25 protein-coding genes are annotated in these 24718 nt (G+C 68.6%); 5 read left to right on the forward strand and 20 right to left on the reverse strand.

Going from position 1 to position 24718, the window contains the following annotated elements; genetic code table 11:
* Nucleotides 1–51: 51 nt before the first annotated feature.
* From IAE58_RS08545 to IAE58_RS08625, 17 genes are all read right to left on the reverse strand, one after another.
* On the reverse strand, nucleotides 52–2406 hold the full coding sequence (locus tag IAE58_RS08545) for an MMPL family transporter (RefSeq protein WP_199932954.1): 2355 nt from the start codon (nucleotides 2404–2406) through the stop codon (nucleotides 52–54).
* Nucleotides 2399–3028, reverse strand: coding sequence for an outer membrane lipoprotein carrier protein LolA (locus IAE58_RS08550; protein WP_199932955.1), 630 nt, complete (start codon nucleotides 3026–3028; stop codon nucleotides 2399–2401). The genes IAE58_RS08545 and IAE58_RS08550 overlap by 8 nt, the downstream gene beginning before the upstream one ends.
* Complete coding sequence (locus tag IAE58_RS08555) at nucleotides 3025–3456, reverse strand: acyl-CoA thioesterase (RefSeq protein ID WP_199932956.1); 432 nt, start codon at nucleotides 3454–3456, stop codon at nucleotides 3025–3027. The genes IAE58_RS08550 and IAE58_RS08555 overlap by 4 nt, the downstream gene beginning before the upstream one ends.
* Nucleotides 3443–4993, reverse strand: a complete 1551-nt coding sequence (locus IAE58_RS08560) for an aromatic amino acid ammonia-lyase (protein WP_199932957.1) — start codon at nucleotides 4991–4993, stop codon at nucleotides 3443–3445. Before IAE58_RS08560 ends, IAE58_RS08555 begins: the two co-directional genes overlap by 14 nt.
* Nucleotides 4983–5924 (reverse strand): acyltransferase, encoded by a 942-nt coding sequence (locus tag IAE58_RS08565; protein ID WP_199932958.1) that lies wholly within the window; start codon nucleotides 5922–5924, stop codon nucleotides 4983–4985. Before IAE58_RS08565 ends, IAE58_RS08560 begins: the two co-directional genes overlap by 11 nt.
* 1 nt (nucleotide 5925) lies before the next feature.
* On the reverse strand, nucleotides 5926–6696 hold the full coding sequence (locus IAE58_RS08570; RefSeq protein WP_199932959.1) for a glycosyltransferase family 2 protein: 771 nt from the start codon (nucleotides 6694–6696) through the stop codon (nucleotides 5926–5928).
* On the reverse strand, nucleotides 6686–8368 hold the full coding sequence (locus IAE58_RS08575) for an AMP-binding protein (protein ID WP_199932960.1): 1683 nt from the start codon (nucleotides 8366–8368) through the stop codon (nucleotides 6686–6688). Before IAE58_RS08575 ends, IAE58_RS08570 begins: the two co-directional genes overlap by 11 nt.
* The gene (locus tag IAE58_RS08580) at nucleotides 8361–8912 is read right to left on the reverse strand and encodes a hypothetical protein (protein WP_108754899.1); all 552 of its coding nucleotides are present in this window, start codon (nucleotides 8910–8912) and stop codon (nucleotides 8361–8363) included. Before IAE58_RS08580 ends, IAE58_RS08575 begins: the two co-directional genes overlap by 8 nt.
* Nucleotides 8913–8934: 22 nt before the next feature.
* Nucleotides 8935–9192 carry an acyl carrier protein gene (locus IAE58_RS08585; protein WP_108751324.1) on the reverse strand — a complete coding sequence of 86 codons (258 nt, stop codon included), beginning with the start codon at nucleotides 9190–9192 and terminating at the stop codon, nucleotides 8935–8937.
* Between the two features lie 15 nt (nucleotides 9193–9207).
* Nucleotides 9208–9465 (reverse strand): phosphopantetheine-binding protein, encoded by a 258-nt coding sequence (locus IAE58_RS08590; RefSeq protein ID WP_005411610.1) that lies wholly within the window; start codon nucleotides 9463–9465, stop codon nucleotides 9208–9210.
* Nucleotides 9452–10249, reverse strand: coding sequence for a lysophospholipid acyltransferase family protein (locus IAE58_RS08595; protein WP_108751325.1), 798 nt, complete (start codon nucleotides 10247–10249; stop codon nucleotides 9452–9454). Before IAE58_RS08595 ends, IAE58_RS08590 begins: the two co-directional genes overlap by 14 nt.
* Nucleotides 10242–10985, reverse strand: coding sequence for a beta-ketoacyl synthase chain length factor (locus tag IAE58_RS08600; RefSeq protein ID WP_199932961.1), 744 nt, complete (start codon nucleotides 10983–10985; stop codon nucleotides 10242–10244). The genes IAE58_RS08595 and IAE58_RS08600 overlap by 8 nt, the downstream gene beginning before the upstream one ends.
* Nucleotides 10986–11203: 218 nt before the next feature.
* On the reverse strand, nucleotides 11204–12217 hold the full coding sequence (gene cydB / locus IAE58_RS08605) for a cytochrome d ubiquinol oxidase subunit II (protein ID WP_108770455.1): 1014 nt from the start codon (nucleotides 12215–12217) through the stop codon (nucleotides 11204–11206).
* Nucleotide 12218: 1 nt separating this feature from the next.
* Nucleotides 12219–13616, reverse strand: a complete 1398-nt coding sequence (locus IAE58_RS08610; RefSeq protein WP_199932962.1) for a cytochrome ubiquinol oxidase subunit I — start codon at nucleotides 13614–13616, stop codon at nucleotides 12219–12221.
* Between the two features lie 353 nt (nucleotides 13617–13969).
* A complete protein-coding gene (locus tag IAE58_RS08615) occupies nucleotides 13970–14179 on the reverse strand; it encodes a hypothetical protein (protein ID WP_199932963.1) in 210 nt (69 codons plus the stop codon).
* The gene (locus IAE58_RS08620; protein WP_199932964.1) at nucleotides 14176–14820 is read right to left on the reverse strand and encodes a sigma-70 family RNA polymerase sigma factor; all 645 of its coding nucleotides are present in this window, start codon (nucleotides 14818–14820) and stop codon (nucleotides 14176–14178) included. Before IAE58_RS08620 ends, IAE58_RS08615 begins: the two co-directional genes overlap by 4 nt.
* A 36-nt stretch (nucleotides 14821–14856) precedes the next feature.
* Complete coding sequence (locus IAE58_RS08625) at nucleotides 14857–15186, reverse strand: hypothetical protein (protein WP_108754583.1); 330 nt, start codon at nucleotides 15184–15186, stop codon at nucleotides 14857–14859.
* A gap of 167 nt (nucleotides 15187–15353) precedes the next feature.
* Between IAE58_RS08625 and IAE58_RS08630 the strand changes: the two genes are divergently transcribed.
* From IAE58_RS08630 to hemF, 4 genes are read left to right on the forward strand one after another with little or no spacing between them, the layout of a single operon-like run.
* Nucleotides 15354–17723 (forward strand): S9 family peptidase, encoded by a 2370-nt coding sequence (locus IAE58_RS08630; RefSeq protein ID WP_199932965.1) that lies wholly within the window; start codon nucleotides 15354–15356, stop codon nucleotides 17721–17723.
* Nucleotides 17720–18139, forward strand: a complete 420-nt coding sequence (locus IAE58_RS08635; RefSeq protein ID WP_164274942.1) for an NUDIX domain-containing protein — start codon at nucleotides 17720–17722, stop codon at nucleotides 18137–18139. The genes IAE58_RS08630 and IAE58_RS08635 overlap by 4 nt, the downstream gene beginning before the upstream one ends.
* 34 nt (nucleotides 18140–18173) lie before the next feature.
* On the forward strand, nucleotides 18174–18737 hold the full coding sequence (locus IAE58_RS08640) for a hypothetical protein (RefSeq protein ID WP_199932966.1): 564 nt from the start codon (nucleotides 18174–18176) through the stop codon (nucleotides 18735–18737).
* Nucleotides 18738–18768: 31 nt separating this feature from the next.
* Complete coding sequence (gene hemF / locus IAE58_RS08645) at nucleotides 18769–19665, forward strand: oxygen-dependent coproporphyrinogen oxidase (protein ID WP_108751334.1); 897 nt, start codon at nucleotides 18769–18771, stop codon at nucleotides 19663–19665.
* 441 nt (nucleotides 19666–20106) lie between these two features.
* Here hemF and IAE58_RS08650 read toward each other — a convergent pair whose 3' ends face one another.
* Nucleotides 20107–20592, reverse strand: a complete 486-nt coding sequence (locus tag IAE58_RS08650; protein WP_199932967.1) for a YetF domain-containing protein — start codon at nucleotides 20590–20592, stop codon at nucleotides 20107–20109.
* Between the two features lie 315 nt (nucleotides 20593–20907).
* Nucleotides 20908–23682: a DNA polymerase I gene (gene polA / locus IAE58_RS08655; RefSeq protein ID WP_199932968.1), complete on the reverse strand. Its 2775-nt coding sequence runs from the start codon at nucleotides 23680–23682 to the stop codon at nucleotides 20908–20910.
* 86 nt (nucleotides 23683–23768) lie between these two features.
* On the opposite strand from polA, the gene IAE58_RS08660 reads away from it, so the two are divergent.
* Nucleotides 23769–24053 carry a DUF2782 domain-containing protein gene (locus IAE58_RS08660; RefSeq protein WP_199932969.1) on the forward strand — a complete coding sequence of 95 codons (285 nt, stop codon included), beginning with the start codon at nucleotides 23769–23771 and terminating at the stop codon, nucleotides 24051–24053.
* A gap of 129 nt (nucleotides 24054–24182) precedes the next feature.
* On the opposite strand, the gene IAE58_RS08665 is transcribed toward IAE58_RS08660, so the two are convergent.
* Nucleotides 24183–24629: a universal stress protein gene (locus IAE58_RS08665; protein WP_108754591.1), complete on the reverse strand. Its 447-nt coding sequence runs from the start codon at nucleotides 24627–24629 to the stop codon at nucleotides 24183–24185.
* Nucleotides 24630–24718: the final 89 nt, after the last annotated feature.

The raw sequence follows: 24718 nt of genomic DNA on the forward strand, positions 1-24718 counted from the left end.
CGTCCTTGTTGCTCGATCAGGTGGAAAGAAGGGAATACGGCGGTGCCGGCGTCATGCCGGCGGCAGGTCGTGCGGCGGTGGCCGGAACAGCGGCGAGATCAGCCAGACCAGGCCGATGCCGAACAGCAGGGTGAGCCCGAACGCGCGCAGCGCCGGGGTCTGCGACAGGCCAAGCAGGCCGAACGACAGCCAGGTGCTGGCCGCGCCCACGCACACCGCCAGCCAGGCACTGGCATCGCCGCGGTGCTCGATCAGGAAGATGCCGTAGTCGATGCCCATGCCCAGCAGCAGCATCAGCGCCAGCACGTTGAACAGCTGCAGCGGCTGCCCGAACAGGCCCAGCAGGCCCAGGGTGAGCGCACCGGCAATCAGGGTGGGTGCGAACACCCGCCAAGCCTGGCGGCGATAGCGCAGCCACAGCGCGCCGAACACCAGCGCGATGCCGACCAGCAGCAGGCCGCCCATCAGCTTGCGGTAGTGGCCCAGCAGCTTGGAGAAATCGGCGGTGCGATCGACCCAGCGCACGCCGGGCAGGCCTTCGGCCGCGCCCTGCAGGGTAGCCAGTGCATCGGCACGCGACAGGTCGTCCACCATCACCACGCTGACCTTCTGCCCGCCCACGCTGCCCACCCACAGGTGGCGGAACGGCTTGGATGCCGGCGAGGCCAGGAACGCCTGCGCGGTCAGCGGACCGGCAGCGAAATCCGGGCGCGGCAGCGGTTCGCCCACCGCTTCGCCCACCGCCGACAACACGCCCGGTTCGACCTTCGCGGTCAGTGCGGCATCGGCCTGCTGGCGCGCCGGCGACGGCAGCCAATCGCTGATCGCACGGTAGCCACCGATGCGCTTGTCGTGGGCCAGCACGCGCAGGCGCTCGGTCAGCGCTTCTTCGCGCTGCAGCAGCTGTGCGTCATCTTCGCCCTGCACCAGGTAGAACTGCGCCGGGCTGGGCATGCCCAGCAACTGGCTCAGGCGGATCTGTTCGGCCATCAGGGCCGGCGGCGATGACTGCAGGCTGCGCAGATCGTCGTTGCTCTGCAGACGCGCGATGCCGATGGCCGACAGCGCCAGTGCGGCCACGATCAACAGCGTGACCGGGCGCGTGCCATGCAGGCGCGGGAAGCGCTCCAGGGTGTTGCCCAGCCACTGCGAGAAACGCGTCTGGCGGATGTCACCGCCGTCCAGCCACGGGAACCAGAAGATCACCGTCAGGAACGCGGCGGCCAGGCCCACCACCGAGAACAGCGCCATCTGCCGCAGGCCGGGGAACGGGGCCAGGCCCAGTGCCAGGTAGGCCAGCGCGCTGGTCAGCAGGGCCAGCCACAAGCCGGGCAGCAGGTGCCGCAGCAGCTTCCAGCGGCGGTCCGCCGGTTCGGCCTGGCGCGAGGCGAACCAGTGGATGCCGTAGTCCTCGGCCACGCCCACCAGCGATGCACCGAACACCAGGGTCAGCACGTGTACCTTGCCGAACACCAGCACGGTGACCGCCAGCGCCACGCCACAGCCGATCAGCAGCGAGGCGGCCACCAGCAGGATCGGGCGCAGCGAACGGAACGCCAGCCAGACCAGCAGCAGCACGGCGGCCAGCGAGCCCCAGCCGATGGTGTTGATTTCCTGGTTGGCCTGTACGGCCGCGGCTTCGGCATGCAACGGCACGCCGGCGTGCAGGATCTCCAGATCCGGTGCAGCCGCCTTGGCGGCCTGGCCGGCACGTTCCAGCAGGCCATCGATATGACGTTCGCCATCAAGCTGGAACGCCGAGCCCGGCGTATCGAACTGCAGCGCGGCCCAGTGCTTGCCTTCGGCTTCCAGCAGGCCATCATCGCCCAGGCGCAGGCCCGAGCCCTGTGCCTGCTGCTGCCACCACTGCGGCCACAGCGACAGCGGGTCCTGCCGCCACTCGGTCAGCCGCGGTGCGCCCATCGGCCCGTACAGCGCGCCCAAGGCCTGTTCTGCCAGCGCACCCGGTTCGGCCTGCTGCAACTGTTCGCGCTGGCCTGGGGTCAGCAGGCGGTCGCGGTACGGCGCGTAGAACGCGCGCGCTTCATCGAACCAACCTTCGATCGAGCCACTGGGGACCAGCAGCCCGCTGTCGGCATCGCCGGCCATCGCCTTGGCGAAGGCGGCCTGCGCGCGCTTGGCGGCGGCGCCATCGGTACTGCCCAGCAGCACCACCACCTGGCGCGAGCTGCCATCGGCAATGCGCCGGGTGACATCACTCAACAGGCGATCGTGTGCATCCTGCGGCAACAGCGCCAGGATGTCGGTGTCGATCCGCGACTGTTCGCTCCACAGCCGCCACTGTTGCACGCCCAGCACCAGCAGCACCAGCAGCCAGGCAATGCCGAGCCAGTGCCACCAGCGGCGCAGGCGGTCCGCTCCGTTCGCGCTTCCCAGATCAGTCAAAGCGGCGCGCCTCGTCGGCATTCAGCGTGCCCGGTGCTTCGCTCAACGCGCTGAACTGGATCTGCGTGCGGTCCTTGTTGGCCTCCACGATCTGCACCTGGCGCACGTAGCGGTCGCCCTGCAGGGTCAGCGATTCGAAGGCCTTGGCCAGCATCGCCGACTTCGGGGTCAGCTTCAGTTTCCAGCCCTGCCCTTCGCGGCTGGCCTGCACGTTGAACTGGCTGGACAGCGCCTGCACGTCACCGCTCATCAGCGCGAACATGATCGCGTTCACCGAGCGCATGGCCGGCTGCTGCCGCGCATCCAGTTCGACCCGGGTGCTGCCGTCGCGCTGGCGGCTGAGGATGCGGTCGGCGGTGACCACCACTTCCGAGGGGAAGGGCTTGAGCGTGGTCCAGATGACGCCGTGCTGGCGCGCGACCACGAACTGGCCCTGCGAACGCAGCGGGTTCTTGAAGCCGCTGACCTGCTTTTCCTGGGTGAACTGGCCACGCAGCACGTCTGGCCGCGCCACCGCCTGGGTGATCGCATCCACCGCCGGGTCGGCGGCCTGGGCCAGCGGCGCGGCGGCCAGCAACAGCGCGCACAGCAGCGCGCGCGGAACAGTGAACAGGGTCTTCATGGTGCAGGCACTCCCAGGCGCTGCCACAGCACCGGCGGGCACTGGTACAGCATTTCCTTGCTGGCCGCGTCCACCGCGACCTGGATGGTCATTGCACGGGTCAAGCGCTGGCCGCTGCCCGCATCGAAGATTTCGTACTCGATCTTCAGCCGGTTCTCCCATTCCACGATGCGCGCGACGACGCGCAGCGGCTGGTTGAACAACAGCGGCCGCACGTACTTCACCCGCGCATCGACCACCGGCCACAGGTAGCCCGATTCGAGCATCTGCGGGTAGTCGTAGTCGTAGCGGCCGAGCAGCGCGCAGCGCGCGATCTCGAAATATTTGAAGTAGTTGCCGTGCCAGACCACGTTCATCGGATCGCAGTCATGGAAGGCGGGGGTCAGGGTGATTTCCCCGACCAGTTCCGTGTGTTCATTCACCGGCATACAGTTCCCAGCGTTGCGCGCGGATCTCCACCAGCAGTTCCCGCAGTTCGCGATCCAGCGCGCGGTCTTCTTCGACCAGGGCGATGCGCTGCCCCAGGTCGGCGTACATGTCGGCCAGACTGCCATGCAGCTGCGCGTTCAGACCAACCCGTTCGCGCAGGGCCAGGCCCTGGCGGGCGGCGATCAGCATGGCCGCCACCACCTGCTCGGTCAGTTCGATCACGCGCAGGCAGTCGCGCGCGGCGATGGTGCCCATGCTGACCTTGTCCTGGTTGTGGCATTCGGTGGAACGCGAGAACACGCTGGCCGGCATGGTCTGCTTCAGGGCTTCGGCGGTCCACGCCGACACGCTGATCTGCAGTGCCTTCAGGCCATGGTTGATGGCCGCGCGCGGGCCGGTGGCTGCCGAAAGGTTGGCCGGCAGGCCGTGGTTGTAGCGGGCGTCGACCACCAGCGCCAGCTGCCGGTCCAGCAGGTCGGCCACGTTGGCCACGGTGTTCTTCAGCGTATCCATCGCCAGCGCGATGTGGCCGCCGTAGAAATGACCGCCATGCAGGATGCGCTCGCCGTCGGCATCGATCAGCGGGTTGTCGTTGGCGCTGTTCAGTTCGGTTTCGATCAGCTGGCGCAGGAACGGCAGGCTGTCTTCCAGCACCCCGATCACGTGCGGCGCGCAGCGCAGCGAATAGCGGTCCTGCAGGCGCTGTTCGTTGCGCGGCGGGCGCTCGCTGTGCAGGTCGCTGCGCAGGCGCGCGGCAATGCGGCCCTGGCCGGGGTGCGGCTTGGCGGCGAACAGGGTTTCATCGAAGTGGTGCGCGTTGCCGTCGCTGGACAACACATTGAACGCGGTCAGGCGCGTGGCCATGCGGGCCAGGTAGTCGGCGCGCTGCCAGGCCAGGCAGGCCAGGCCGGTCATCACCGCGGTGCCGTTCATGATCGCCAGGCCTTCCTTCGGGCGCAGCTTCAGCTGGGTCATGCCGATCTTCGCCAGCACCGGACCAGCCGCCTGCACCTGGCCTTCGAACAGCACCTCGCGCTCGCCACACAGCACGGCGGCCACGTAGGACAGCGGGGTCAGGTCACCACTGGCGCCGACCGAGCCTTCGGCCGGAATCAGCGGCAGCACGTCGTGCTGCAGCAGGGTGGCCAGGCCTTCCAGCAGCGGCACGCTGACGCCGGACATGCCGCGCACCAGCGAGGCCAGGCGCGCGGCCAGCACGGCACGCGTTTCCGCCGGGTCCAGGTAACGGCCCAGGCCGCAGCCGTGGTAGGTGTACAGGTGGTGCGGCAGCTCGGCCACCAGCGCCGGCGGAATGTTCACCGTGCACGAATCACCGTAGCCGGTGGTCACGCCGTAGATCACCCCGTCCTCGCGCAGCAGGCGGTCGAGGAAATCGGCACCGCGCTGGATGTGCGCGCGGAAGGCCGGCGCTTCGCTCAGCGCGGCCTCGCGCTGGCGCTGGGCCAGCGCCACCACGTCTTCAATGGTCAGCGGTGCATCACCGAAACGGCATACGGGTACGGCGTCAGTCGTCATGGGGGGCCTGATCCCAGAAGGGGAAGAAATTGAACCAGTCCAACGGGGACTGGATGACCTGGAGTTCCAGCCAGCGCGCGAAGCGCTGCGCCTGTTCGGCCAGGGCGGCATCACGCGAACCGCGCGGCAGCACCACGCGTTCGGCAAACTGTTCAAACGCCACGCGATAGCCATCGCCATCGTGCAGGCAGGACATGGTGTAGACCGGGCAGGCCAGCGCAGAAGCCAGCACGTAGGCACCGATCGGGAACGGTGCGCGGTGGCCCAGGAAATCGGCCATCACGCTGCGCCCGCCCTGCACCGGCACACGATCACCGACGATGGCCACGAAGCCACCGGAAGCGACCTTGTCGGCCAGCAGCATTGCCGCGGCCGGTCCCATTTCGGTCACCTGCACCAGCTCCACCGCGGCCAGCGGGTCCAGCCGCTGCAGCAGGCGGTTGAAGCGCTGCGCATGGGCGGTGTGGACCAGCACGGTAATGCGGAAGCCGGGCACCTGTTCGGCCAGCACCTGGCACAGTTCCAGGCAGCCGATATGTGCGGTCAGGATCAGGCCGCCTTCGCGGCGCGCGATCTTGCCCAGCACCAGGTCGCGCTGCAGGTGGATGCGTTCGGGCGGGTAGCGCCCGCCCAGACCCAGCAGCTTGTCCAGCAGCGTATCGGCGAAGCTGAAGAAGTGGCGCAGGCTGTCGCGCCAGGTGGGCGCATGGCCCAGCGCGCCGCTGTGCGCCTGCAGCCGCTGCAGGTACTGCATCGACGCCTGGCGGCCGACACGGTTGACCAGCCAGTGGCAGGCCACCACCGGCCACACGCACAGGTGGAACGGCCAGCGCCCGAACCAGCGGTGCACCCAGCACAGGAACAGCACACCGGCCACCGAGGTGGATTCGCCGATGTCGGCCCAATGCGGTGCGTCCTGCGTGCTCGCCATGTCAGCCCTGGCCCCGCAGGCGGCGCCACAGCAGGCGCGGCGCGCGCGGCAGCATGCCGAAGAACAGGCGGGTGTGCATGCGGCTGATGCGCACGTTGTCGCGCCACACATCGAAGTGCGACACGCCATCGGCCGGATAGGTCACGCGCGTGGCCAGGTGCTCTACCGGCACCTGCCGCCAGTACAGGCGGACCATGATTTCGGTATCGAAATCCATGCGCCGGCCGATGGTTTCCTGGCCGACCAGGGCCAGCACCGGCGGCAGCGGATACACCCGGAAGCCACACATGGTGTCGCGCAGGTGCAGCGACAGCGTGTTGATCCAGACCCAGATATGGGTGGCGTAGCGACCGTACAGGCGCGCCTTGGGCACGCTGGCATCGTAGGCGGGAATGCCGCAGATCACCGCCTGCGGGCGGGCCCGGGCAGCGGCGATGAAGCGCGGCAGATCGCCGGTGTCATGCTGGCCGTCGGCATCGATCTGCAGCACGTGGCTGTAGCCGAGCCGGGCCGCTTCGGCAAAGCCGGCCAGCATGGCGCCGCCCTTGCCCTGGTTCTGGTCCAGCCGCAGCAGATCGACGCCGGGCTGCGTGGACAACGCGCGCAGCACGGCCGCGCACGCAGGCGATGATCCATCGTCCACCAGCAGGCACGGCAGGCCCGCGGCCTGCACGCCCTGCACCACGGCGCCGATGGCGTGTTCGTGGTCGTACACGGGAATGACCACCAGCGGCGCGAAGGCGCCCCCGGTCGGCGCCGGCTCAGTGCGCATCGGTCAGGATCACCTTGCCGCTGGCATGCACGCCGTGCAGGGAGGTGTAGCGGAAAGTCAGCACGCCGCGCGGCGCATCCCAGTCCAGCTGCAGGGTCAGCTCATCGCCGGGCCGCGCCACCTTCTGGAACTTCACCACATCCATGCGCACAAAGCCGCCTGGCAGGTTGAAGGCCTGGCGGCCGAAGCGCACCGCCCAATCCAGCTGGGCCACGCCGGGCAGGATCGCCGCCTGCGGGAAGTGGCCCTGGAACGCACGCAGCGCCGGGTCCAGGGTCATGTGCAGGGTCGCGCTGGCGTCGCCGCGCTGGTCCCACTGCGGCACCGGCATCGACGGCTGGAACAATGCCGCCAGCGCCGCCTGGGTCACCTTGCCCTGGGCATTGATCGGCAGTACCTGCACCAGCCGCCAGCGGCGCGGGCGGGTCACCGCATCGTGGCTCTGCGCCAGGCGTGCGCCCAGCCGCTGGCCCAGTGCGCGACGCGCGGCGTCACCGGCCTCGGCCAGCGCCGGATCGGCGGGCACCACCACGGCGGCCAGTTGTTCACGGTGCCCCTGCAGCACCAGCACGCGCGCATCCTCCACTTCGGGGTCTTCGCGCAGGGCGCGTTCCAGCGCGTCCAGGGAAACCCGGCGCTCTTCGATCTTGACGATGCGGTCGGCACGCCCCAGCAGGCGGAAGCGGCCATCGGCCAGGGCCTCCACCCGATCCTGGGTCCGCCACCAGTCGGCGCTCTCCAGGTGCGCCGAGGCCACGGCCAGGCAACCCTCTTCAATGCGCCACTGCACGCCCGGCAGCGGCTGCCACGGCGGCATGTCGGTATCCCAGCGGCGCCAGGCGATGCCGCCGGTCTCGCTGCTGCCATACACCTCGGTGGGTGCCACGCCCAGCCAGCCGCGCACCTGTCGTGCGGCGTCTTCGGGCAGCGGGCCGCCGGAGGAAAACACGGCGCGCAGGCGCCCATGCAGGCTGGCCCAGTCCAGTTGTTCGGGCAGGCGCTTGAGGTGCGCCGGGGTCGCCACCAGCACGCTGTCGGCCGCGGCCAGGGTCGCCACCAGATCTTCATGGAAGAACCGCCGCGGCTGCACCGGCCGCCCCGCCGCCAGCGGCCACAGCACGCGGAACAGCAGGCCGTAGATGTGCTGGTGAGACACGGTGCCGTGCACCTGTGCGCCCTCCACCTGCGCACCGAAGGCCGCCTGCAGCGCATCGACCTCGCGCGCCAGCTGGTCCATGCGCTTGCTGATCGCGCTGGGCTGGCCGGTGCTGCCGGAGGTGAACACGCACAGTTCGCAGCCGCGCTCATCCAGCGCGTGCAGCGCACCATCGGTGGGAGCAGCGGGAACCAGCGGCCGGTAATCGGCCGAGACGTCGCCGGCAAAGCCTGCGACCTGCGGCTGCAGCGCCTTCAGGGTGGCCGGCAGGTTGTCGGCGGCCAGGAACACGCGCTTGCCGGCATGCCATGCGCCGAACAGGGCCGCGGCGAAGGCGATGGCATCGTCGAAGTACAGCGCCCAGTCGCGGCCATCGGCTGCGGCGAAGGCATCACGCCAGGCCACCACGCGCTGGCGCAGCGCGCTGTGGTCCAGCACCACCTCACCACACAGACCGACCGGGCGACCCGGCTGCGCGGCGACCATCAGGCGGTCCAGGGCGATCCAGTCAGCCATGCGCATGTGCCGCCTTCACCCGCCGCCGCACCAGCCATTCACCTGCAAACAACACGCCCATCATCACGTACGCCAACAGTCCGTTGTAGAGCATCCAGACCCGATCCGACGCGTACAGCGCGGTGAGCAGGGCCAGGCCTCCGTTGAAAACGAAAAAGCCGCACCACACCTGGGTGACGCGACGGGTATAGACCACCGCGAACGGTGGCAGGTCCGGTTCCTGCAGGCGCGCCAGGCGCTCCACCAGCGGCGGGCCGAAGCGCAGGCTGGTGGCGAACACGCACAGCATCACCACGTTCACCAGCGCCGGGTACAGCTTCAGCGGCAGCGCCTGGTTGAGGAGGGTGGCCAGCGCGGCCAGCAGGCCGGCACCGGCGGCGGCGGCCCACCACAGCGGTTGCCGGGTGGTCAGCGCGCGCAGCAGGGCCAGGCCGAAGAGCAGCAGCGACAGCCAGCGTGGCTCGAAGCGGCCCATCGCGGCGTACACCAGCACGGGGTAGGCCAGCGAAAGCGCTGCCACCACGACCACGCGTGCCCGAGCCATGGCCGTGCCTTCTGCGCTGCGGTCAGGCGGCAGCCTGACCAGGCAGCAGGCCATGCACGACATCCACGATGTCCTGCACGGTGCGCACGGCCTTGAAGGCTTCCGGCTGCAGGTTGCGGCCCAGCAGCGGCTTCAGCTGCACGATCAGGTCGACGGCATCGATGCTGTCGATGTCCAGGTCGTCATACAGGCGCGCCTCCGGGGTGATCCGGGCCGGCTCGATCTCGAAGCTGTCGGTCAGGATGCGGACGATGCGCTCGAAAAGTTCATTCTTGGTCATGGCTGTTCCTGCGCCTTACGACTGGCGGGCGGCGACGAACTCGCCGAGCGCGCGCACGCTGGAGAAATGGCGACGGGTTTCTTCAGAGTCGGCCGAGAGGCTGACACCGTACTTCTTCTGCAGCGCCAGGCCCAGTTCCAGCGCATCGATCGAATCGAGGCCCAGGCCTTCAACGAACAGCGGCGCGGTCGGATCGATGTCCTCCGGCGTGATGTCCTCCAGTGACAGCGAGGAAATGATCAATTCCTTGATCTCGTGCTCAAGTGCTTGCACGGGTCGGATCTCCAGACAGGTCGAAATAACGAGTGAGGTGGTCGGTGACGCGACGGGCCGCCAAGGCATCCCCCCTCGGCGAGTCATCTTCGGCCAGGAACGGCGCGATCGCGATATCTTCGCCGATCTGCAGCTGAACGTGAAAACGACGTGAGGGCACACGATACCACTTCTGGCCCTTGGTCAGCGTGGGCGGGGTGCAGGTAATGCGCACCGGGGTGATGTCCAGCCGGCCGCGCACGGCAATGTTGGCCGCGCCGCGCTGCAGGCGCAGCGGCTGGCCCGGCACGGTGCGGGTGCCTTCGGGGAAGATGACCAGGGTGCCGCCGGCATGCACGGCTGCCACGCAGTCATCCACCAGCCCGGCGCCATCGTCATTGGCGATGTAGCCGGCGGCGCGTACCGGGCCGCGCATGAACGGGTTGCAGGCCACGGCCCGCTTCACCACGCAGTCGGCATTGGGCAGCAGCGCGATCAGGCAGACCACGTCGATCAGCGTGGGGTGATTGGCCAGCACCAGCAGGCCGTCGCGCTGCAGGCGCTCGCGCCCTTCCACGTGCAGGGTCATCACCCCCAGGCGGCACATCAGCCAGACGTGGCTGGCAAACGCGCCCTGCACCACCCGCCGCGCACGCCGCCGCCGCGCCACCGGGTCGCGCATCAGCAGCAACAGCGGCATCACGAACACGCCCAGCAGCAGCCCGCCCACACCGAAGGCAGCAAAGCTCAGGCCGGTGCCGAACACCCGCCAGGCGTGATCGAGGCGGCGCAGCGCCTCAGACACGGCGGCTCCAGCACCAGCGCTGGCCCTGGCTGACGTGCTCCAGGCCGGCGCCCTGGCCGAGCAGGAAGCGGTGCAGGTCCAGCGCATGCGGCAGCAGGCCCGGGGCAGTCTGCGGCGCGCCCTCGGCCGCCTGCCAGGCCAGGCGCAGGCCGGTACCGGCCGCGTCCGCCGGCGCCAGACGCCAGCACCAGGCAAAGAACGGGTCGGGTTCGTCGGCGAATTCCGCGTAAACGTCGGGCAACGGCGATTCATAGACCACGATCCGTACTTCCGGCGCACCATCGGCCAGCAGCCCCACCGCTTCCAGGCAGGCCGCTTCCACGGTGGCCTGGCCGGCGGCCAGCGCCAGGTAGTTGCCGCGGTGGCCGCGGGCGATGGAATAGAGCGCGGCGATGGCGTTGTGCACCGACAACCCGAAGCCGGTGGGCGACAGCGGCTCGTTGGCCGCCAGCGAGCCCAACAGTTCCATGGAACGGGCCACGTCGCCGTGGCGGCTGGCGAACACCAGCGGCACCTGGCTGTCGGCGCCCTGCCCGTCTTCGCACCAGCAGGCGGTCTGGATGGCCATGCGGCCCAGGCGCTCGATGCGGCGCCGCTGCATGGCGGGAATTTCGGCCAGCGCAGGCGTGCCCTCGCCCTGTGGCAGGAACGGCGTGCGGGCCCAGTCCATCCATTGGCTGCGTTCGGTCAGCCCGGGTGCCCAGGCAGCCCAGTCGACTACGGAAAATTCGATCATTACCGGTGATGTTTGGATGGGCGGAAGACAGGCACGGGCCAACAGCATGGCGACGCGCGGCGGCCCCCCATTCCTGCAGCCGTGCGTCCGTCCAGGACGTCGCCGGCAGCCCCCCTGGCGGCCGGAAAGGTGCGAACGCTAGCACGTCCCGCGCAGGGAATACATGTTTCACAAACCGAAACGGGGAGCGGTCACCGGCCGCTCCCCGTTCACCCGATTCAGTGGTAGCCGGCGTCGGCGCGCACCTTGCCGCGGAACACCCGGTACGACCAGGCGGTGTAGCCAAGGATGACCGGCAGCAGCACCACCAGGCCCACCAGGGTGAAGCCCAGCGACGAGGCCGGTGCCGCGGCCTGCCACAGCGTCATCGACGGCGGCAGCAGGTAGGGCCACATGCCCAGCACCAGGCCAGCGAAGCCGAGCACGAACAGGGCCAGGCTGAGCAGGAACGGCGGCAGGTCGCGACGCGGATGGGTGGCGCTGCGCCACAGCGCGGCGGCCACCGCCAAGGTCAATAGCGGCACCGGCGACAGCCACCAGAAGTTGCCGTCACTGAACCAGCGATCCATCAGCCGCGAATCGAGGAACGGCAGCCAGCTGCTGACCAGGCCCATCGCCGCGATCACCGCCGCCACCAGCGGCCGGGTCATCTGCCGCGCCAGCGCCTGCACGCGGCCCTCGGTCTTCAGGATCAGCCAGGTGCTGCCCAGCAGCGCGTAGCCGGCCACCAGCGCCGCACCGGTCAGCATCGCGAACGGGCTGAACCAGGTGAACGCGCCGCCGCTGAAGCGGCCATCGACCAGCGGGATGCCCTGCACCAGCGTGCCCAGGATGACACCCTGGGCGAAGGTCGCCAGCAGCGAGCCCAGGCCGAAGGCCACGCTCCACAGCCGGCGCGAGCGGTGCGCCTTGAAGCGGAATTCGAAGGCCACGCCACGGAACACCAGCGCCACCACCAGCAGCAGCACCGGCAGGTACAGCGCCGACAGCAGCACCGCATACGCCTTGGGAAAAGCCGCCAGCAGGCCGGCACCGCCCAGCACCAGCCAGGTCTCGTTGCCGTCCCAGATGGGCGCGGCGGTGTTCATCATCAGGTCCAGCTGTTCCTCGTCTTCGGCGAACGGGGCGAGGATGCCGATGCCGAGGACGAAGCCGTCCAGCACCACGTACATCAGCACGCCAAAGCCGATCACCGCGAACCACGCCACCGGCAGCCAGGTCATCAGGTCCATGTCAGCGCTCCTCCAGCGGTTCGTCGGCGGCCGACAGCGGCCGCGCCGGGGTGTGGCTGCCATGGTCCAGCGAGGGCCCCTCTTCATACGGCTGCGGACCGTGGCGCAGGATCTTCACCAGGTACCAGATGCCCCAGCCGAACACGAAGGCATAGCCGACCACGTACACCGCCAGCGACAGCGCGGTCATCCACGCACTCTGCGGGCCCACCGCATCGGCGGTACGCAGCACGCCGTAGACCACCCACGGCTGGCGCCCCATCTCGGTGACGAACCAGCCGGATACCAGCGCGATGAAGCCGCTGGGCAGCATCCAGTTCCAGCCGCGCAGCAGCCAGGGTGACTGCAGCAGCTTCTTCCGCCACAGCTGCACCGCCGAGACCCAGGCCAGCAGCAGCATCAGCGTGCCCAGCCCGACCATGATGCGGAAGGCGAAGAACACCGGCGTCACCGGCGGCCGCTCGCTGGCCGGCACGGAAGTCAGCGGATCGAAAGTGCCATCCAGCGAATGGGTCAGGATCACGCTGCCCAGCTTGGGAATGGCCACTTCGAAATCGTTGCGCTGCTCTTTCTCGTTGGGCAGGGCGAACACCACCAGCGGCACGCCCTCGCCTTGCTTGCTTTCGTGCCAGTGCGCCTCCACCGCCGCGATCTTCATCGGCTGGTGCTTCAGCGTGTTCAGGCCATGCATGTCCCCAACAAAGATCTGCACCGGCACGGTCAGCGCGGCGAAGGCCACGGCGGCAATCAGCATGCGCCGCCCGGCTTCGACGTGCGTGCCTTTGCGCAGGTACCAGGCGCCCACGCCACCAATCACGAAACAGGTGGTGATGAACGAGCCCAGCGCCATGTGCGCCAAGCGGTACGGGAAGGAGGGGTTGAACACCACCTGCCACCAGTCCACCGGGTGCACGATGCCGTTGATCATTTCGTAGCCGGCCGGCGTATGCAGCCAGCTGTTGGACGACAGGATCCAGAAGGTGGAGAACAGCGTGCCCAGCGCCACCATGCAGGTGGACAGGAAGTGAAGGCGCGGCGAGACCCGGCCCCAGCCGAACATCATCACGCCCAGGAAGCTGGCTTCCAGGAAGAAGGCGGTCAGCACTTCATAGGTCAGCAGCGGGCCGATCACGGTGCCGGCCACTTCGCTCAATCGCGGCCAGTTGGTGCCGAACTGGAAGGCCATGACGATGCCGCTGACCACGCCCATGCCGAAGGACACGGCGAAGATCTTCTGCCAGAAGAAGTAGAGATCGCGCCAGATGGGCAACTTCGTGCGCAGCCAGCGCCATTCAACGAAGGCCAGCCAGCTGGCAGTACCGATGGTGAAGGCGGGGAACAGCACATGGAAACTGATGACGAATCCGAACTGGATCCGCGACAACAACAACGCGTCCAAGGGACGCCTCCTGCCGGGTACGGGTGGGATACCGGACCACTTTAGGAAGATTTGGTTAAGGCGGGATGCGACCGGGTGACGCGCTGCTTCACTATGTCGCAGGGGCGGTCAGACACCGCCGGGCATGGCCGCGCCCCATGACCTGCGGGCGCCGATCCGACGAACGCATCGCCATGCGCGGGGCCCTGCCGCTGGGCCTGGTGCCGATTCGCGGGGGGGGGGGGGGGGGGGCCCCGGGGGGGGGGCGCCGGGGGGGGGGCCGGGCGGGGGGGGGGGGGGCCGCCGCGCGGGCCCGGCCCCGCCGCTACCCTGGAATCGGCCGAGGTAGCGCCGGGCCATGCCCGGCGGGGGCTTCACCGCCAGAAATACCAGGCGCCGGCGGCCAGCAGCGCACACACCAGCAGCACCTGCACCACCACGTAGCCCACCCCGCTGTCGCGGGTTTCCGCCTGCAACCGCTGCTGCAGCGCCTCGCTCACGTCGGGCGTCGCTGCTTCCTGCTCGCGCAGCGCCCGCGACAGCGCGCGCGCATCGGCATCGCGGGGGTCGTTGGCTTCGCTCACAGCAGCTCTCCGGCGGTGGCGCGTCGGGTCAGCTCCTGCTTCAGGGTCTGCCGCGCGCGGTACAGGTGGCTCTTGATGGTACCGCGTGGCAACCCGGTCACCTGCTCGATCTCGGCCAGGTCGAAATCCTCCAGGTAATGCAGGCCCACGATCAGCCGTTGCGGCGCACTCAAGCGCTCCAGTGCCGCGCCCAGCTGGCGCCCGGCCTGCAGTGCCTCGCTCAGTTCCGCCGGCCCGGGGCCTTCGTCACCCACGCCCAGCTCCTCCGGCACCTCCACCGCCACCATCCATTGCGCTTCCAGCCGCCGCCGGCGCAGGTACTGCAGCGCCGTGGTGTAGGCCACCCGCGAAACCCAGGTACGCAGCGAGGATTCAAAGCGGAAACGGTGCAACTGGCGGAATACCGCCAGGAAAGTTTCCTGCAGCAGGTCGGCCACCTGGTCACGGTCGCCGACCATGCGTCCGATCACGTGCGCGCAGGTGCGCTGGTGAGCCTGCACCAACTGCGCGAACGCCGGCTGCGAGCCATCGATGATCGCCCGCACCAGCGCGCGGTCGTCGTCAGCTTCCGGTAGAGGCTCTGCGGGGACGTCGTGGCGACGCCCCCGCAATGCAGCCAGTGCTCCGCCCAGCAGGCTCATGCGCGGGGCGCCCCCTGTGCCCGTGGCATGCCGGCCTCAGCCCTTGCGCAGGGCAGGACGGGTGAAGTGCCAGGCCAGCAGCTGGCCCAGACCGGCACTGCCGGCCAGTGCGGCGGCCGCGCCAAAGGTCAGCTCGCGCGCGCCCATCGCCTCCAGCAGGCCCATGGCCACGGCCAGGCTGACCAGGCTGATGCCCCAGCGCAGCGCGCCCTGGCGGCGGCGCTCTTCTTCCAGCACCGCCAGCGAACGGATCACCTCCTCCGGCACGTGCGGGGCAACCAGCTTGCTGCGGGCGCGCGCATCGGCCAGGGCATGGATCGCATAGGCGATGCAGATGAAGAGGGTGATCGGAATGAGTTCCTGCATGGTCGGGCTCCTGTTCGGTGGATGATGCGGGTTCAGGAGATTGGATGCGCAGGACCGGCTGCCGGTTGCACGGCTTTGCCGATCCCGCTGCCATGACCTGTGGCCCCCTCTCCCGGCGCGGGCGGCTGCTACCCTTGCCCGGTTTCCTCATCTGGTGCCGTCCGCCCATGTCCCGAGTGCTGCCCCTGTCCCTTCTGCTGTCGGCCATCCTGGCCGCACCGGCCGCGCATGCCGCGCCCACGCCGATCACCATCGAACAGGCCATGGCCGACCCGGACTGGATCGGTCCGCCGGTGGAAAAGGCCTGGTGGTCGTGGAACAGCCAGCAGGTGGAATACCAGCTCAAGCGCAATGGCAGCCCGGTGCGCGACACCTTCCGCCAGCCGCTGGCCGGTGGCGCCGCCGCGCAGGTGGCCGATGACCAGCGCGGCAGCCTGGACGTGGCCGATCCGGTCTACGACCGCACCCGCAGCCGCAGCGCCTTCGTGCGCAATGGCGATGTGTTCGTGCGCGACCTGCGCAGTGGCGCGCTGACCCAGCTGACCCGCAGCAACGAGCGTGCCACCGGGGTGAACTTCGCCGCCGACAACGGCGTGATCTGGCGCGTGGGCCAGAACTGGTTCCACTGGACCGCCGCCAGCGGCGTGCAGCAGGTGGCCAGCCTGAAGGCCGACAAGGACCCGGCCAGCAAGCCCAAGGATGACCTGCTGCGCGACCAGCAGCTGCGCACCCTGGAAACCCTGCGCCGCGACCGTGACCAGCGCGAAGCGCTGAAGGACCAGGACCAGCGCTGGCGCCAGGCCGACCCGACCCGTGCGGCCGCTCCGATCTACCTGGGCGCCGACGTGGAGATCGTCGACAGCCTGCTGTCACCGGACCTGGGCCACCTGATCGTGGCCACCAAGGCCAAGGATTTCGACGACGGCCGCACCAGCAAGATGCCGCTGTACGTGACCGAATCGGGCTACGAGGAAACCGAGGACACCCGCACCCGCGTCGGCCGCAACGGCTTTGAACCGCACACCCTGTGGTTCGTCGACGTGCGTACCGGCAAGGCTCAGAAGCTGTCGCTGTCGGGCCTGCCGGGCATCGGCACCGACCCGCTGGCCGAGCTGCGCCGCAAGGCCGGCAAGGACGCGCTGAAGGGCGACCGCAGCGTGCAGGTGATGAGCGACTTCATGGGCGGCGGCATGCGCTGGAGCGCCGACGGCCAGCAGGCCGCGGTGATGCTGCGCGCCAACGACAACAAGGACCGCTGGATCGTCAGCGTGGGCAACGATGGCCGCGTGCAGAACCGCCACCGGCTGACCGACAACGCCTGGATCAACTGGGGCTTCAACGATTTCGGCTGGATGGCCGACGGCCGCACCCTGTGGCTGCTTTCGGAAGAGTCGGGCTACTCGCACCTGTACACCCAGGCTGGCACGGCCAAGCCGCAGGCGCTGACCGGCGGCAAGTGGGAAACCTCCGCGCCGGTGCTGTCGGCCGACGGCAAGGGCTTCTACTTCCTGTGCAACCAGCAGGCCCCGCACGACTACGAAGTCTGCGCGGTCGACACCGGCAGCCGCCAGGTGCGCGAACTGACCAGCCTGAACGGCGTGGAAGACTTCTCGCTGTCGCCGGACGGCCAGCAGCTGCTGGTGCGCTATTCCGGCGCCTACCTGCCGCCGCAGCTGGCGGTGGTGCCGAGTACCGGTGATGGCCAGGCCCGCGTGCTGACCGACACCCGCACCGCCGAGTACAAGGCGCGTGAGTGGGTGCAGCCGAAGCTGGTGGCGGTGCCGTCCAAGCACGGCGCCGGCGTGGTCTGGGCCAAGTACTACGAACCCGAGCACAAGGAACCGGGCAAGAAGTACCCGATCGTGATGTTCGTGCACGGCGCCGGCTACCTGCAGAACGTGCACCAGCGCTACCCGGCCTATTTCCGCGAGCAGATGTTCCACAACCTGCTGGTGGAAAAGGGCTACATCGTGCTGGACATGGATTACCGCGGCAGCGAGGGCTACGGCCGCGACTGGCGCACGGCCATCTACCGCAACATGGGCCACCCGGAACTGGAAGACTACAAGGACGGCCTGGACTGGCTGGTGGACACCCAGCAGGGTGACCGCGACCACGCCGGCATCTACGGCGGTTCCTACGGCGGCTTCATGACCTTCATGGCGCTGTTCCGTTCGCCGGGCACGTTCAAGGCCGGCGCCGCGCTGCGCCCGGTGGTGGACTGGAACAACTACAACCACGCCTACACCAGCAACATCCTGAACACCCCGGACATCGACCCGGAGGCGTACCGCACGTCCTCGCCCATCGAGTACGCGCAGAACCTGCAGGACAACCTGCTGATCGCCCACGGCATGATGGATGACAACGTGTTCTTCCAGGATTCGGTGCACCTGACCCAGCGCCTGATCGAGCTGCACAAGGACAACTGGTCCATCGCGCCGTACCCGCTGGAGCGCCACGGCTACACCCGTGCCGATTCCTGGCTGGACCAGTACAAGCGCATCCTCAAACTGTTCGAGCAGAACCTGAAGTGAGCGACGCCGCGGCCACGATCCAGATCGTGGCCGCGGTCATCCTTGATGACCGCGGCCGGGCGCTGGTGGTGCGCAAGCACGGCGCCCAGCGCTTCATCCAGCCCGGAGGCAAGCCCGAGCCCGGCGAAGCGGCGCTGACCGCGCTGGCGCGCGAGCTGCACGAGGAACTGGGCGTGCAGCTGCAGCGTGATTCGGCCATCGCGCTGGGCCGCTTCCAGGACTGGGCGGTGAACGAACCCGGCCACCGGGTGCAGGCAGATGCCTGGTGGGTACAGGTGGCGGGCACGCCCCGCGCGCAGGCCGAAATTGCCGAACTGGCCTGGGTGCCGCTGCAGCCGCCGCACGGCCTACCCTTGGCACCCTTGAGTGAACACCATATCCTGCCGGCGGTCGCCGCCCTGGCGACGGCCCGCTGACCTGGCGGGCGCCATCGCAGCGCAAGGACACCGGATGTCTTCCTCCATTCCCGATCTTCCCTCGCCGGCCGCGGCCCCGCGCAACAGCTGGGTGAAACCGCTGGCACAGGGCTCGTTCTGGCTGTGCCTGCTGATGGTGGTCTACTTCCTGGGCCAGGCCGTGGTGGCGGCCGTGCTGGCGCCGACCGCGCTCTGGCAGGCGCTGGTGAAGCTGGCCTGGGAAAACCAGCTGGATGGCAGCCTGCTGTGGATGCTCGCGCACCCGGTGGCGACGTCCCTGATCGCTGCGCTGCTGTGCCTGGGCTCCACCCTGGCCAGCTGGGGCCTGTGGCGCGAGCGCCGCTGGGGCCTGTGGGCCTTCGTATGGGCGCTGGCCCTGAGCGCACTGGCCAACTTCGTCATCACCTGGTGGCTGGATGTGGTGATGCTGCAGTTCATCGGGCTGGCCGCCAACGATGCCGAGCTGCAGCAGCAGCTGCAGGTGCAGCGCCTGCTGATGACGCTCACGCTGCTGGGCACCTCGGTGCTGTTCGCCGGCCTGCAGGGCTGGCTGGGCTGGCGCCTGCTGCGGCCGGACATCCGCGCGCGGTTCCGCTGAAGGGCGCCACCGCTGCGGTAAAGTACGCGGCATGAACGAATTCGAGCGCGTGCGCGCCTACCTGACCGACCTGCAGGACCGTATCTGTGCGGCCATTGAAGCCGCCGATGGCAGCGCGCGCTTCCAGGAAGACCTGTGGCAACGCGCCGAGGGCGGTGGCGGGCGTACCCGCGTGCTGCGCGACGGTGCGGTGTTCGAACAGGCCGGCATCGGCTTTTCCGATGTCTGCGGCAGCCGCCTGCCGCCGTCGGCGTCGGCCAACCGGCCGGAGCTGGCCGGCGCATCGTGGCGCGCCACGGGCGTGTCGCTGGTGTTCCATCCGCTGAACCCGCACGTGCCCACCACCCACGCCAACGTGCGCTTCTTCCAGGCACAGCGCGACGGCGAAGTGGTGGCCAGCTGGTTCGGCGGCGGCTTCGACCTGACCCCGTTCTATCCGCAGGACGAGGACGTGCAGCACTGGCATGGGGTGGCCCGCGACCTGTGCGCGCCGTTCGGTGAAGAACGCTACGCCGCACACAAGCGCTGGTGCGACGAGTACTTCTTCCTGCGCCACCGCAACGAAACGCGCGGCGTGGGCGGGCTGTTCTTCGACGACCTGCACGGCGATTTCGAACGCGATTTCGACTACCTGCGCGCGGTGGGCGACGGCTTCCTGCAGGCTTACCTGCCGATCGTGCAGCGGCGCAAGGATGCCGCCTACGGTGAGCGCGAGCGCGAGTTCCAGCTGTACCGTCGCGGCCGCTATGTGGAATTCAACCTGGTCTACGACCGCGGCACCCTGTTCGGGCTGCAGAGCGGCGGCCGCAGCGAAAGCATCCTGATGAGCCTGCCGCCGCGCGTGCGCTGGGAATACGGGTTCAGCCCCGAAGCCGGCAGCGCCGAGGCGCGCCTGGCCGATTACCTGGTACCGCGCGACTGGGTGTAACGCCATGCCGCGATGCCCGTAGCGTCGAGCTTGCTCGACTGCTTTTCGCATGGCGCCAACCGCAGTCGAGCAAGCTCGACTCTACCGGAGCGGAGCTTGCAGTCGGGGCCGCGCGACTGGGTGTAACGCAACGCCGCGATGCCCGTAGCGTCGAGCTTGCTCGACTGCTTTTCGCATGGCGCCAACCGCAGTCGAGCAAGCTCGACTCTACCGGAGCGGAGCTTGCGGTCGGGGCCGCGCGACTGGGTGTAACGCCACGCCGCAATGCCCGTAGCGTCGAGCTTGCTCGACTGCTTTTCGCATTGCGCCAACCGCAGTCGAGCAAGCTCGACTCTACCGGAGCGGAGCTTTTCGACATTGCGGGAGCGGGGCGTAGCGTCGAGCACGCGCGATGTTGCGAGGGCGGGGCGCACGGTCGCGCACGCGCTGCATCGCGCGGTATCACGCGGCCGTCTTCTGCCGTGGAATGATGGTGATGTGGCCGTTGTTCTCCAGCAGCGCCAGGGCCACTTCATCCACGCCCAGGCAGCCCTGCTGGCGCAGCGCGGCTTCCACGTCGGCGCGGGTCACCTGTTCACGGCGCAGCACGCTGTCGAACCAGCGCCCATCGCGCCCGATCACCACCGGCTCGCCTTCGATCACCCGCTCCATGCGCCGGCTGCGCGTGGTCAGCCAGCCCACGGCGTAGTTCAGCAGGATCAGCGTGGCCGCCAGCAGCAGGCCACCGCCCAGTGACGTATCACTGCCCAGCAAGGCATTCTGTACAGCGTTGCCCAGCAGCACGATCAGCAGCACGTCGAACGGGGTGATCTGCCCCAGCGCGCGCTTGCCGCCCAGCCGCACCATGCCCAGCACCACGGTGTAGACCACCACCGCGCGCAGGATGAATTCCCACCACGGCATGGCCAGTGCGAACAGGTCGTGCATTGCCGGTTCCCCTGCGGAGCGATGGCCCAGCGTGGCTCAGCAGGGGACAAATAAAAAGCCCCGCTGACCAGGGGGAGGTCAACGGGGCCGGGGAACGGGCGCTTGGGGAGGAGCCCCCGTTCCGAGATCTGCTCCAGGGGATGGGAGAGATCCACAACAGGCGTTGCGCCTGTCGAGAGTTATAGAAACACCCCGAACACTAACGGTTCGTGAAGGGCGCCCATTTAATCGTGCGCCCCTCCAGAAACATTCATCTTCGAGTCAGAAAATCCCCTGAAATGAATGAATTCACGTCGCTACAGGCCGAAATGCGACTCAGTGCGCTTCGTCCCAGTTGCTGCCAATGCCGGTATCGACCACCAGCGGCACCCGCAACTGTGCCGCTTGCGACATGTGTTCGACCACGTGCTTACGCAATTCCTCTGTGAAACCGGCCGCGCTTTCGAAGACCAGTTCATCGTGCACCTGCAGGATCATCCGCGCCGGTGCCCCGCTGTCGCGCAGCCACTGGTCCACCGACACCATTGCCCGCTTGATGATGTCCGCCGCCGTGCCCTGCATGGGGGCGTTGATGGCCGCCCGTTCAGCGCCGGCGCGCAGGCCCTGGTTGCGGGCGTTGATGTCATTCAGGTACAGGCGGCGGCCGAACAGGGTTTCCACATAGCCCTGCTCGCGCGCCTGCTGGCGCATGCGTTCCATGAAGTCACGCACGCCCGGGTAGCGGCTGAAGTACAGCGCCACGTAGTCCTGCGCCTGGCCGCGGTCGATGCCCAGGTTGCGGGCCAGGCCGAAGGCGCTCATGCCGTACATCAGGCCGAAGTTGATGGCCTTGGCGGCGCGGCGCTCGTTGGGCGTCACCTCGTCCAGCGCGCGGCCGAACACTTCGGCGGCGGTGGCACGGTGCACGTCGGCGCCCTGCTCGAAGGCGCGCACCAGTCCCGGGTCTTCGGACAGGTGGGCCATGATGCGCAGCTCGATCTGCGAATAGTCAGCCGCCAGCAGCTGACAGCCGTCCGGGGCGACGAAGGCGCGGCGGATGCGGCGGCCATCGTCGGTGCGGATCGGGATGTTCTGCAGGTTCGGGTCCGAAGAGGACAGGCGGCCGGTGGCGGCACCGGACTGGTGGTAGCTGGTGTGTACGCGGCCGGTGTCCGGGTTCACCATCTCCGGCAGCTTGTCGGTGTAGGTGCTGCGCAGCTTTGCCAGGCCACGGTATTCCAGGATCACCCGCGGCAGCTCGTGCTGGTCGGCAATGGCCTCCAGTGCTTCCTCGTTCGTGCTGGGCTGGCCCTTGGGGGTCTTCACCACCGCCGGCAGCTTCAGCTCGTCGAACAGCACGGCCTGCAGCTGCTTGGGCGAATCCAGGTTGAAGCTGCGGCCGGCCAGTTCGGTGGCCTTCTGCTGCGCGGCCAGCATGCGCGAGGACAGGTCCTGGCTCTGCCGGCGCAGTTCGGCGGTGTCGATGTGCACGCCGTTGGCTTCGATGGTGGTCAGCACCGGCACCAGCGGCATCTCGATGCTGCGGTACACGCTGTCCAGGCTCGGCTCGGCCAGCAGCTGCGGGCGCAGCGCGTGGTGCAGGCGCAGGGTGATGTCGGCGTCCTCGGCCGCGTAGCGGCTGGCTTCGTCGATACCCACCTGCGAGAACGGAATCTGCTTGGCGCCCTTGCCGGCCACATCCTCGAACTTGATGGTGTTGTAGCCCAGATAGCGCAGGGCCAGCGAATCCATGTCGTGGCGGGTGGCCGTGGAATTGAGCACGAAGCTCTCAAGCATGGTGTCGTCGTAGTAGCCCTGCACCTCCACGCCGTGGCGGCGCAGCACGTGCAGGTCGTACTTGCCATGCTGGCCCAGCTTCTTCTTCGCCGGGTCCTGCAGCAGCGGGCGCAGCGCGTCCAGCACCTGCTGCAGCGGCAGCTGCGCCGGCGCACCGGGGTAGTCGTGGCCGACCGGAATGTAGGCGGCCTTGCCCGGCTCCACCGCCAGGCTGATGCCGACCAGGCGCGCACGCATTGCGTCCAGCGCATCGGTTTCGGTATCGAAGCTGATCAGCTCGGCCTGCTGCAGGCGCTGCACCCAGGCCTGCAACTGCTCGTCGGTCAGCACGGTTTCGTACTCGCCCGGTGCGGCCAGCGCCGGGTCCAGTTCACCCGCCGCCGGCGCTTCGGCGCTGCCGCGGGCGAAACCGGCGGCGGTGCCACGCAGGCTGGGGGTGGCTTCGCTGGCGGCGGTCGGGGCCGGCAGCGGCGCACCCAGCTCCTTCAGCGCCTGGGTGAAGCCGTAGCGCGCGTAAAGCTCGGTCAGCACCGGCACGTCCTGCTCGCGCAGCGCCAGCGTGGACGGGCTCGCCTCCAGCTCCACGTCGGTGCGGATGGTCACCAGATCGCGGTTCAGCGGCAGGCGGTCCAGCGCCGCGCGCAGGTTTTCGCCGATCTTGCCCTTCATGGTCGGGGCGGCGGCCATTACCCCGTCCAGCGTCTGGTATTCGGCCAACCACTTGGCCGCGGTCTTCGGCCCGCACTTCTCCACACCCGGCACGTTGTCCACGGTGTCGCCCATCAGCGCCAGCAGGTCGATGATCTGGTCGGCGCGCACACCGAACTTGTCCATGACGGCCGCATCCGAATCCATGCGGCTGCCGGTCATGGTGTTCACCAGTTCGATGCCCGGGCGCACCAGCTGGGCGAAATCCTTGTCGCCGGTGGAAATGGTCACCTTCAGGTCCTGCGCCACGCCCTGCAGGGCCAGCGTGCCGATCACATCGTCGGCCTCCACGCCGGGAATGCGCAGGATGCTGATGCCCAGCGCTTCGACGATGCGGCACATCGGTTCCACCTGGCTGCGCAGGTCGTCGGGCATGGGCGGGCGATTGGCCTTGTACTGATCGTACAGGTCATCGCGGAAGGTCTTGCCTGGCGCATCCACCACGAAGGCGACGTAGGCCGGGCGCTCCTTCAGTGTGGACCGCAGCATGTTGACCACGCCGAACAGCGCGCCGGTGGGTTCACCCTGTGCATTGGACAGGGGCGGCAGCGCGTGGAACGCGCGGTACAGGTAACTGGACCCGTCGATCAGGACTAATCTGCTCATGCGGCGATTCTACGCGCCCGCGCCTGCACGGCGGCGACACGGTGATGGGGCATAATCAAGACCCGTTCCAGGCAAAGGCCCTGCCGATGAAGACCCTGATGCTGGCGTCCGTGCTCCTGCTTGCTGGCTGCGCCAGCATGGGCGGTGCCGGCGCTCCCCCGGTGGACGTGAACGGTGCCGAAGTGTCCAGCCGCACCATGGACAACGGCGATACCATCGAGGAGTACCGCGTGTCCGGCCAGCTGCGCATGGTCAAGGTCACCCCGTCGCGGGGCGCACCGTTCTACATGTATGACCGGAACGGCGACGGCCGCATGGACAACGACAAGGATGGCGTGTCGCCGGTGTACTGGAAGCTGTACAGCTGGTGATGAAGTGCGGGGTCGGATCCCTTTCCGCAGGAAAGGGCTCTGACCCCATCACGCCCGAACGCCACAAAAGATGACGCCGGTACGCATCCTGCGCACCGGCGTCGGTCCCCTCCCCGGGAACGCATGAATTCAGCGGATGACCAGCACCGGCAGCGAGCTGCGCGCCAGCACTTCGGCGGTCTGGCTGCCCAGCAGCACGCGGGTCACCCCACGGCGGCCGTGCGAGGTCATCACGATCAGATCGCTGTTGCGATCAGCGGCGGTTTCGATGATGCCGTCAGCCGCGTAGCGGTCCAGCACATGCACCGGGTTGGCCTTGATGCCCTGTTCGGCGGCCTTGGCCAGCGCCGGCTGCAGCACCTTCTGTGCCCCTTCCTCGCGGTCGGCCTTGTACTCGGGGCTGTTCATGTAGCCCACGCTCCAGCCCATGGCGTCGTACATGCCGACGGCCCACGGCTCGGACACCGTCACGATATCGACCTCGGCATTGAGGTCCTTGGCCAGCTCCAGACCCTTGGCCAGGCCCTTGTCGGCCAGCTCGGAACCGTCGGTGGCGATCAGGATGCGCGTGTACATGGTGGGGCTCCGTGGCGATCTGCCGAATGGGAACACCACCATTACACAGCCGATGTGCACGCCGTGCCTTGAGCAGGATCAATGCGGCG

This window comes from Stenotrophomonas sp. S49 (assembly GCF_016624905.1).
GTDB lineage: Bacteria > Pseudomonadota > Gammaproteobacteria > Xanthomonadales > Xanthomonadaceae > Stenotrophomonas.

Excerpts from the sequence above, each read along its gene's own strand:
- polA (WP_199932968.1), bottom strand. The coding sequence starts at position 23,682 with ATGAGCAGATTAGTCCTGATCGACGGGTCCAGTTACCTGTACCGCGCG.
- IAE58_RS08620 (WP_199932964.1), bottom strand. The coding sequence starts at position 14,820 with ATGAGCCTGCTGGGCGGAGCACTGGCTGCATTGCGGGGGCGTCGCCAC.
- IAE58_RS08575 (WP_199932960.1), bottom strand. The coding sequence starts at position 8,368 with ATGGCTGACTGGATCGCCCTGGACCGCCTGATGGTCGCCGCGCAGCCG.
- IAE58_RS08600 (WP_199932961.1), bottom strand. The coding sequence starts at position 10,985 with ATGATCGAATTTTCCGTAGTCGACTGGGCTGCCTGGGCACCCGGGCTG.
- IAE58_RS08660 (WP_199932969.1), top strand. The coding sequence starts at position 23,769 with ATGAAGACCCTGATGCTGGCGTCCGTGCTCCTGCTTGCTGGCTGCGCC.
- IAE58_RS08665 (WP_108754591.1), bottom strand. The coding sequence starts at position 24,629 with ATGTACACGCGCATCCTGATCGCCACCGACGGTTCCGAGCTGGCCGAC.
- hemF (WP_108751334.1), top strand. The coding sequence starts at position 18,769 with ATGAACGAATTCGAGCGCGTGCGCGCCTACCTGACCGACCTGCAGGAC.
- IAE58_RS08550 (WP_199932955.1), bottom strand. The coding sequence starts at position 3,028 with ATGAAGACCCTGTTCACTGTTCCGCGCGCGCTGCTGTGCGCGCTGTTG.
- IAE58_RS08560 (WP_199932957.1), bottom strand. The coding sequence starts at position 4,993 with ATGACGACTGACGCCGTACCCGTATGCCGTTTCGGTGATGCACCGCTG.
- IAE58_RS08585 (WP_108751324.1), bottom strand. The coding sequence starts at position 9,192 with ATGACCAAGAATGAACTTTTCGAGCGCATCGTCCGCATCCTGACCGAC.
- IAE58_RS08580 (WP_108754899.1), bottom strand. The coding sequence starts at position 8,912 with ATGGCTCGGGCACGCGTGGTCGTGGTGGCAGCGCTTTCGCTGGCCTAC.
- IAE58_RS08555 (WP_199932956.1), bottom strand. The coding sequence starts at position 3,456 with ATGCCGGTGAATGAACACACGGAACTGGTCGGGGAAATCACCCTGACC.
- cydB (WP_108770455.1), bottom strand. The coding sequence starts at position 12,217 with ATGGACCTGATGACCTGGCTGCCGGTGGCGTGGTTCGCGGTGATCGGC.
- IAE58_RS08640 (WP_199932966.1), top strand. The coding sequence starts at position 18,174 with ATGTCTTCCTCCATTCCCGATCTTCCCTCGCCGGCCGCGGCCCCGCGC.
- IAE58_RS08625 (WP_108754583.1), bottom strand. The coding sequence starts at position 15,186 with ATGCAGGAACTCATTCCGATCACCCTCTTCATCTGCATCGCCTATGCG.
- IAE58_RS08570 (WP_199932959.1), bottom strand. The coding sequence starts at position 6,696 with ATGCGCACTGAGCCGGCGCCGACCGGGGGCGCCTTCGCGCCGCTGGTG.
- IAE58_RS08630 (WP_199932965.1), top strand. The coding sequence starts at position 15,354 with ATGTCCCGAGTGCTGCCCCTGTCCCTTCTGCTGTCGGCCATCCTGGCC.
- IAE58_RS08565 (WP_199932958.1), bottom strand. The coding sequence starts at position 5,924 with ATGGCGAGCACGCAGGACGCACCGCATTGGGCCGACATCGGCGAATCC.
- IAE58_RS08650 (WP_199932967.1), bottom strand. The coding sequence starts at position 20,592 with ATGCACGACCTGTTCGCACTGGCCATGCCGTGGTGGGAATTCATCCTG.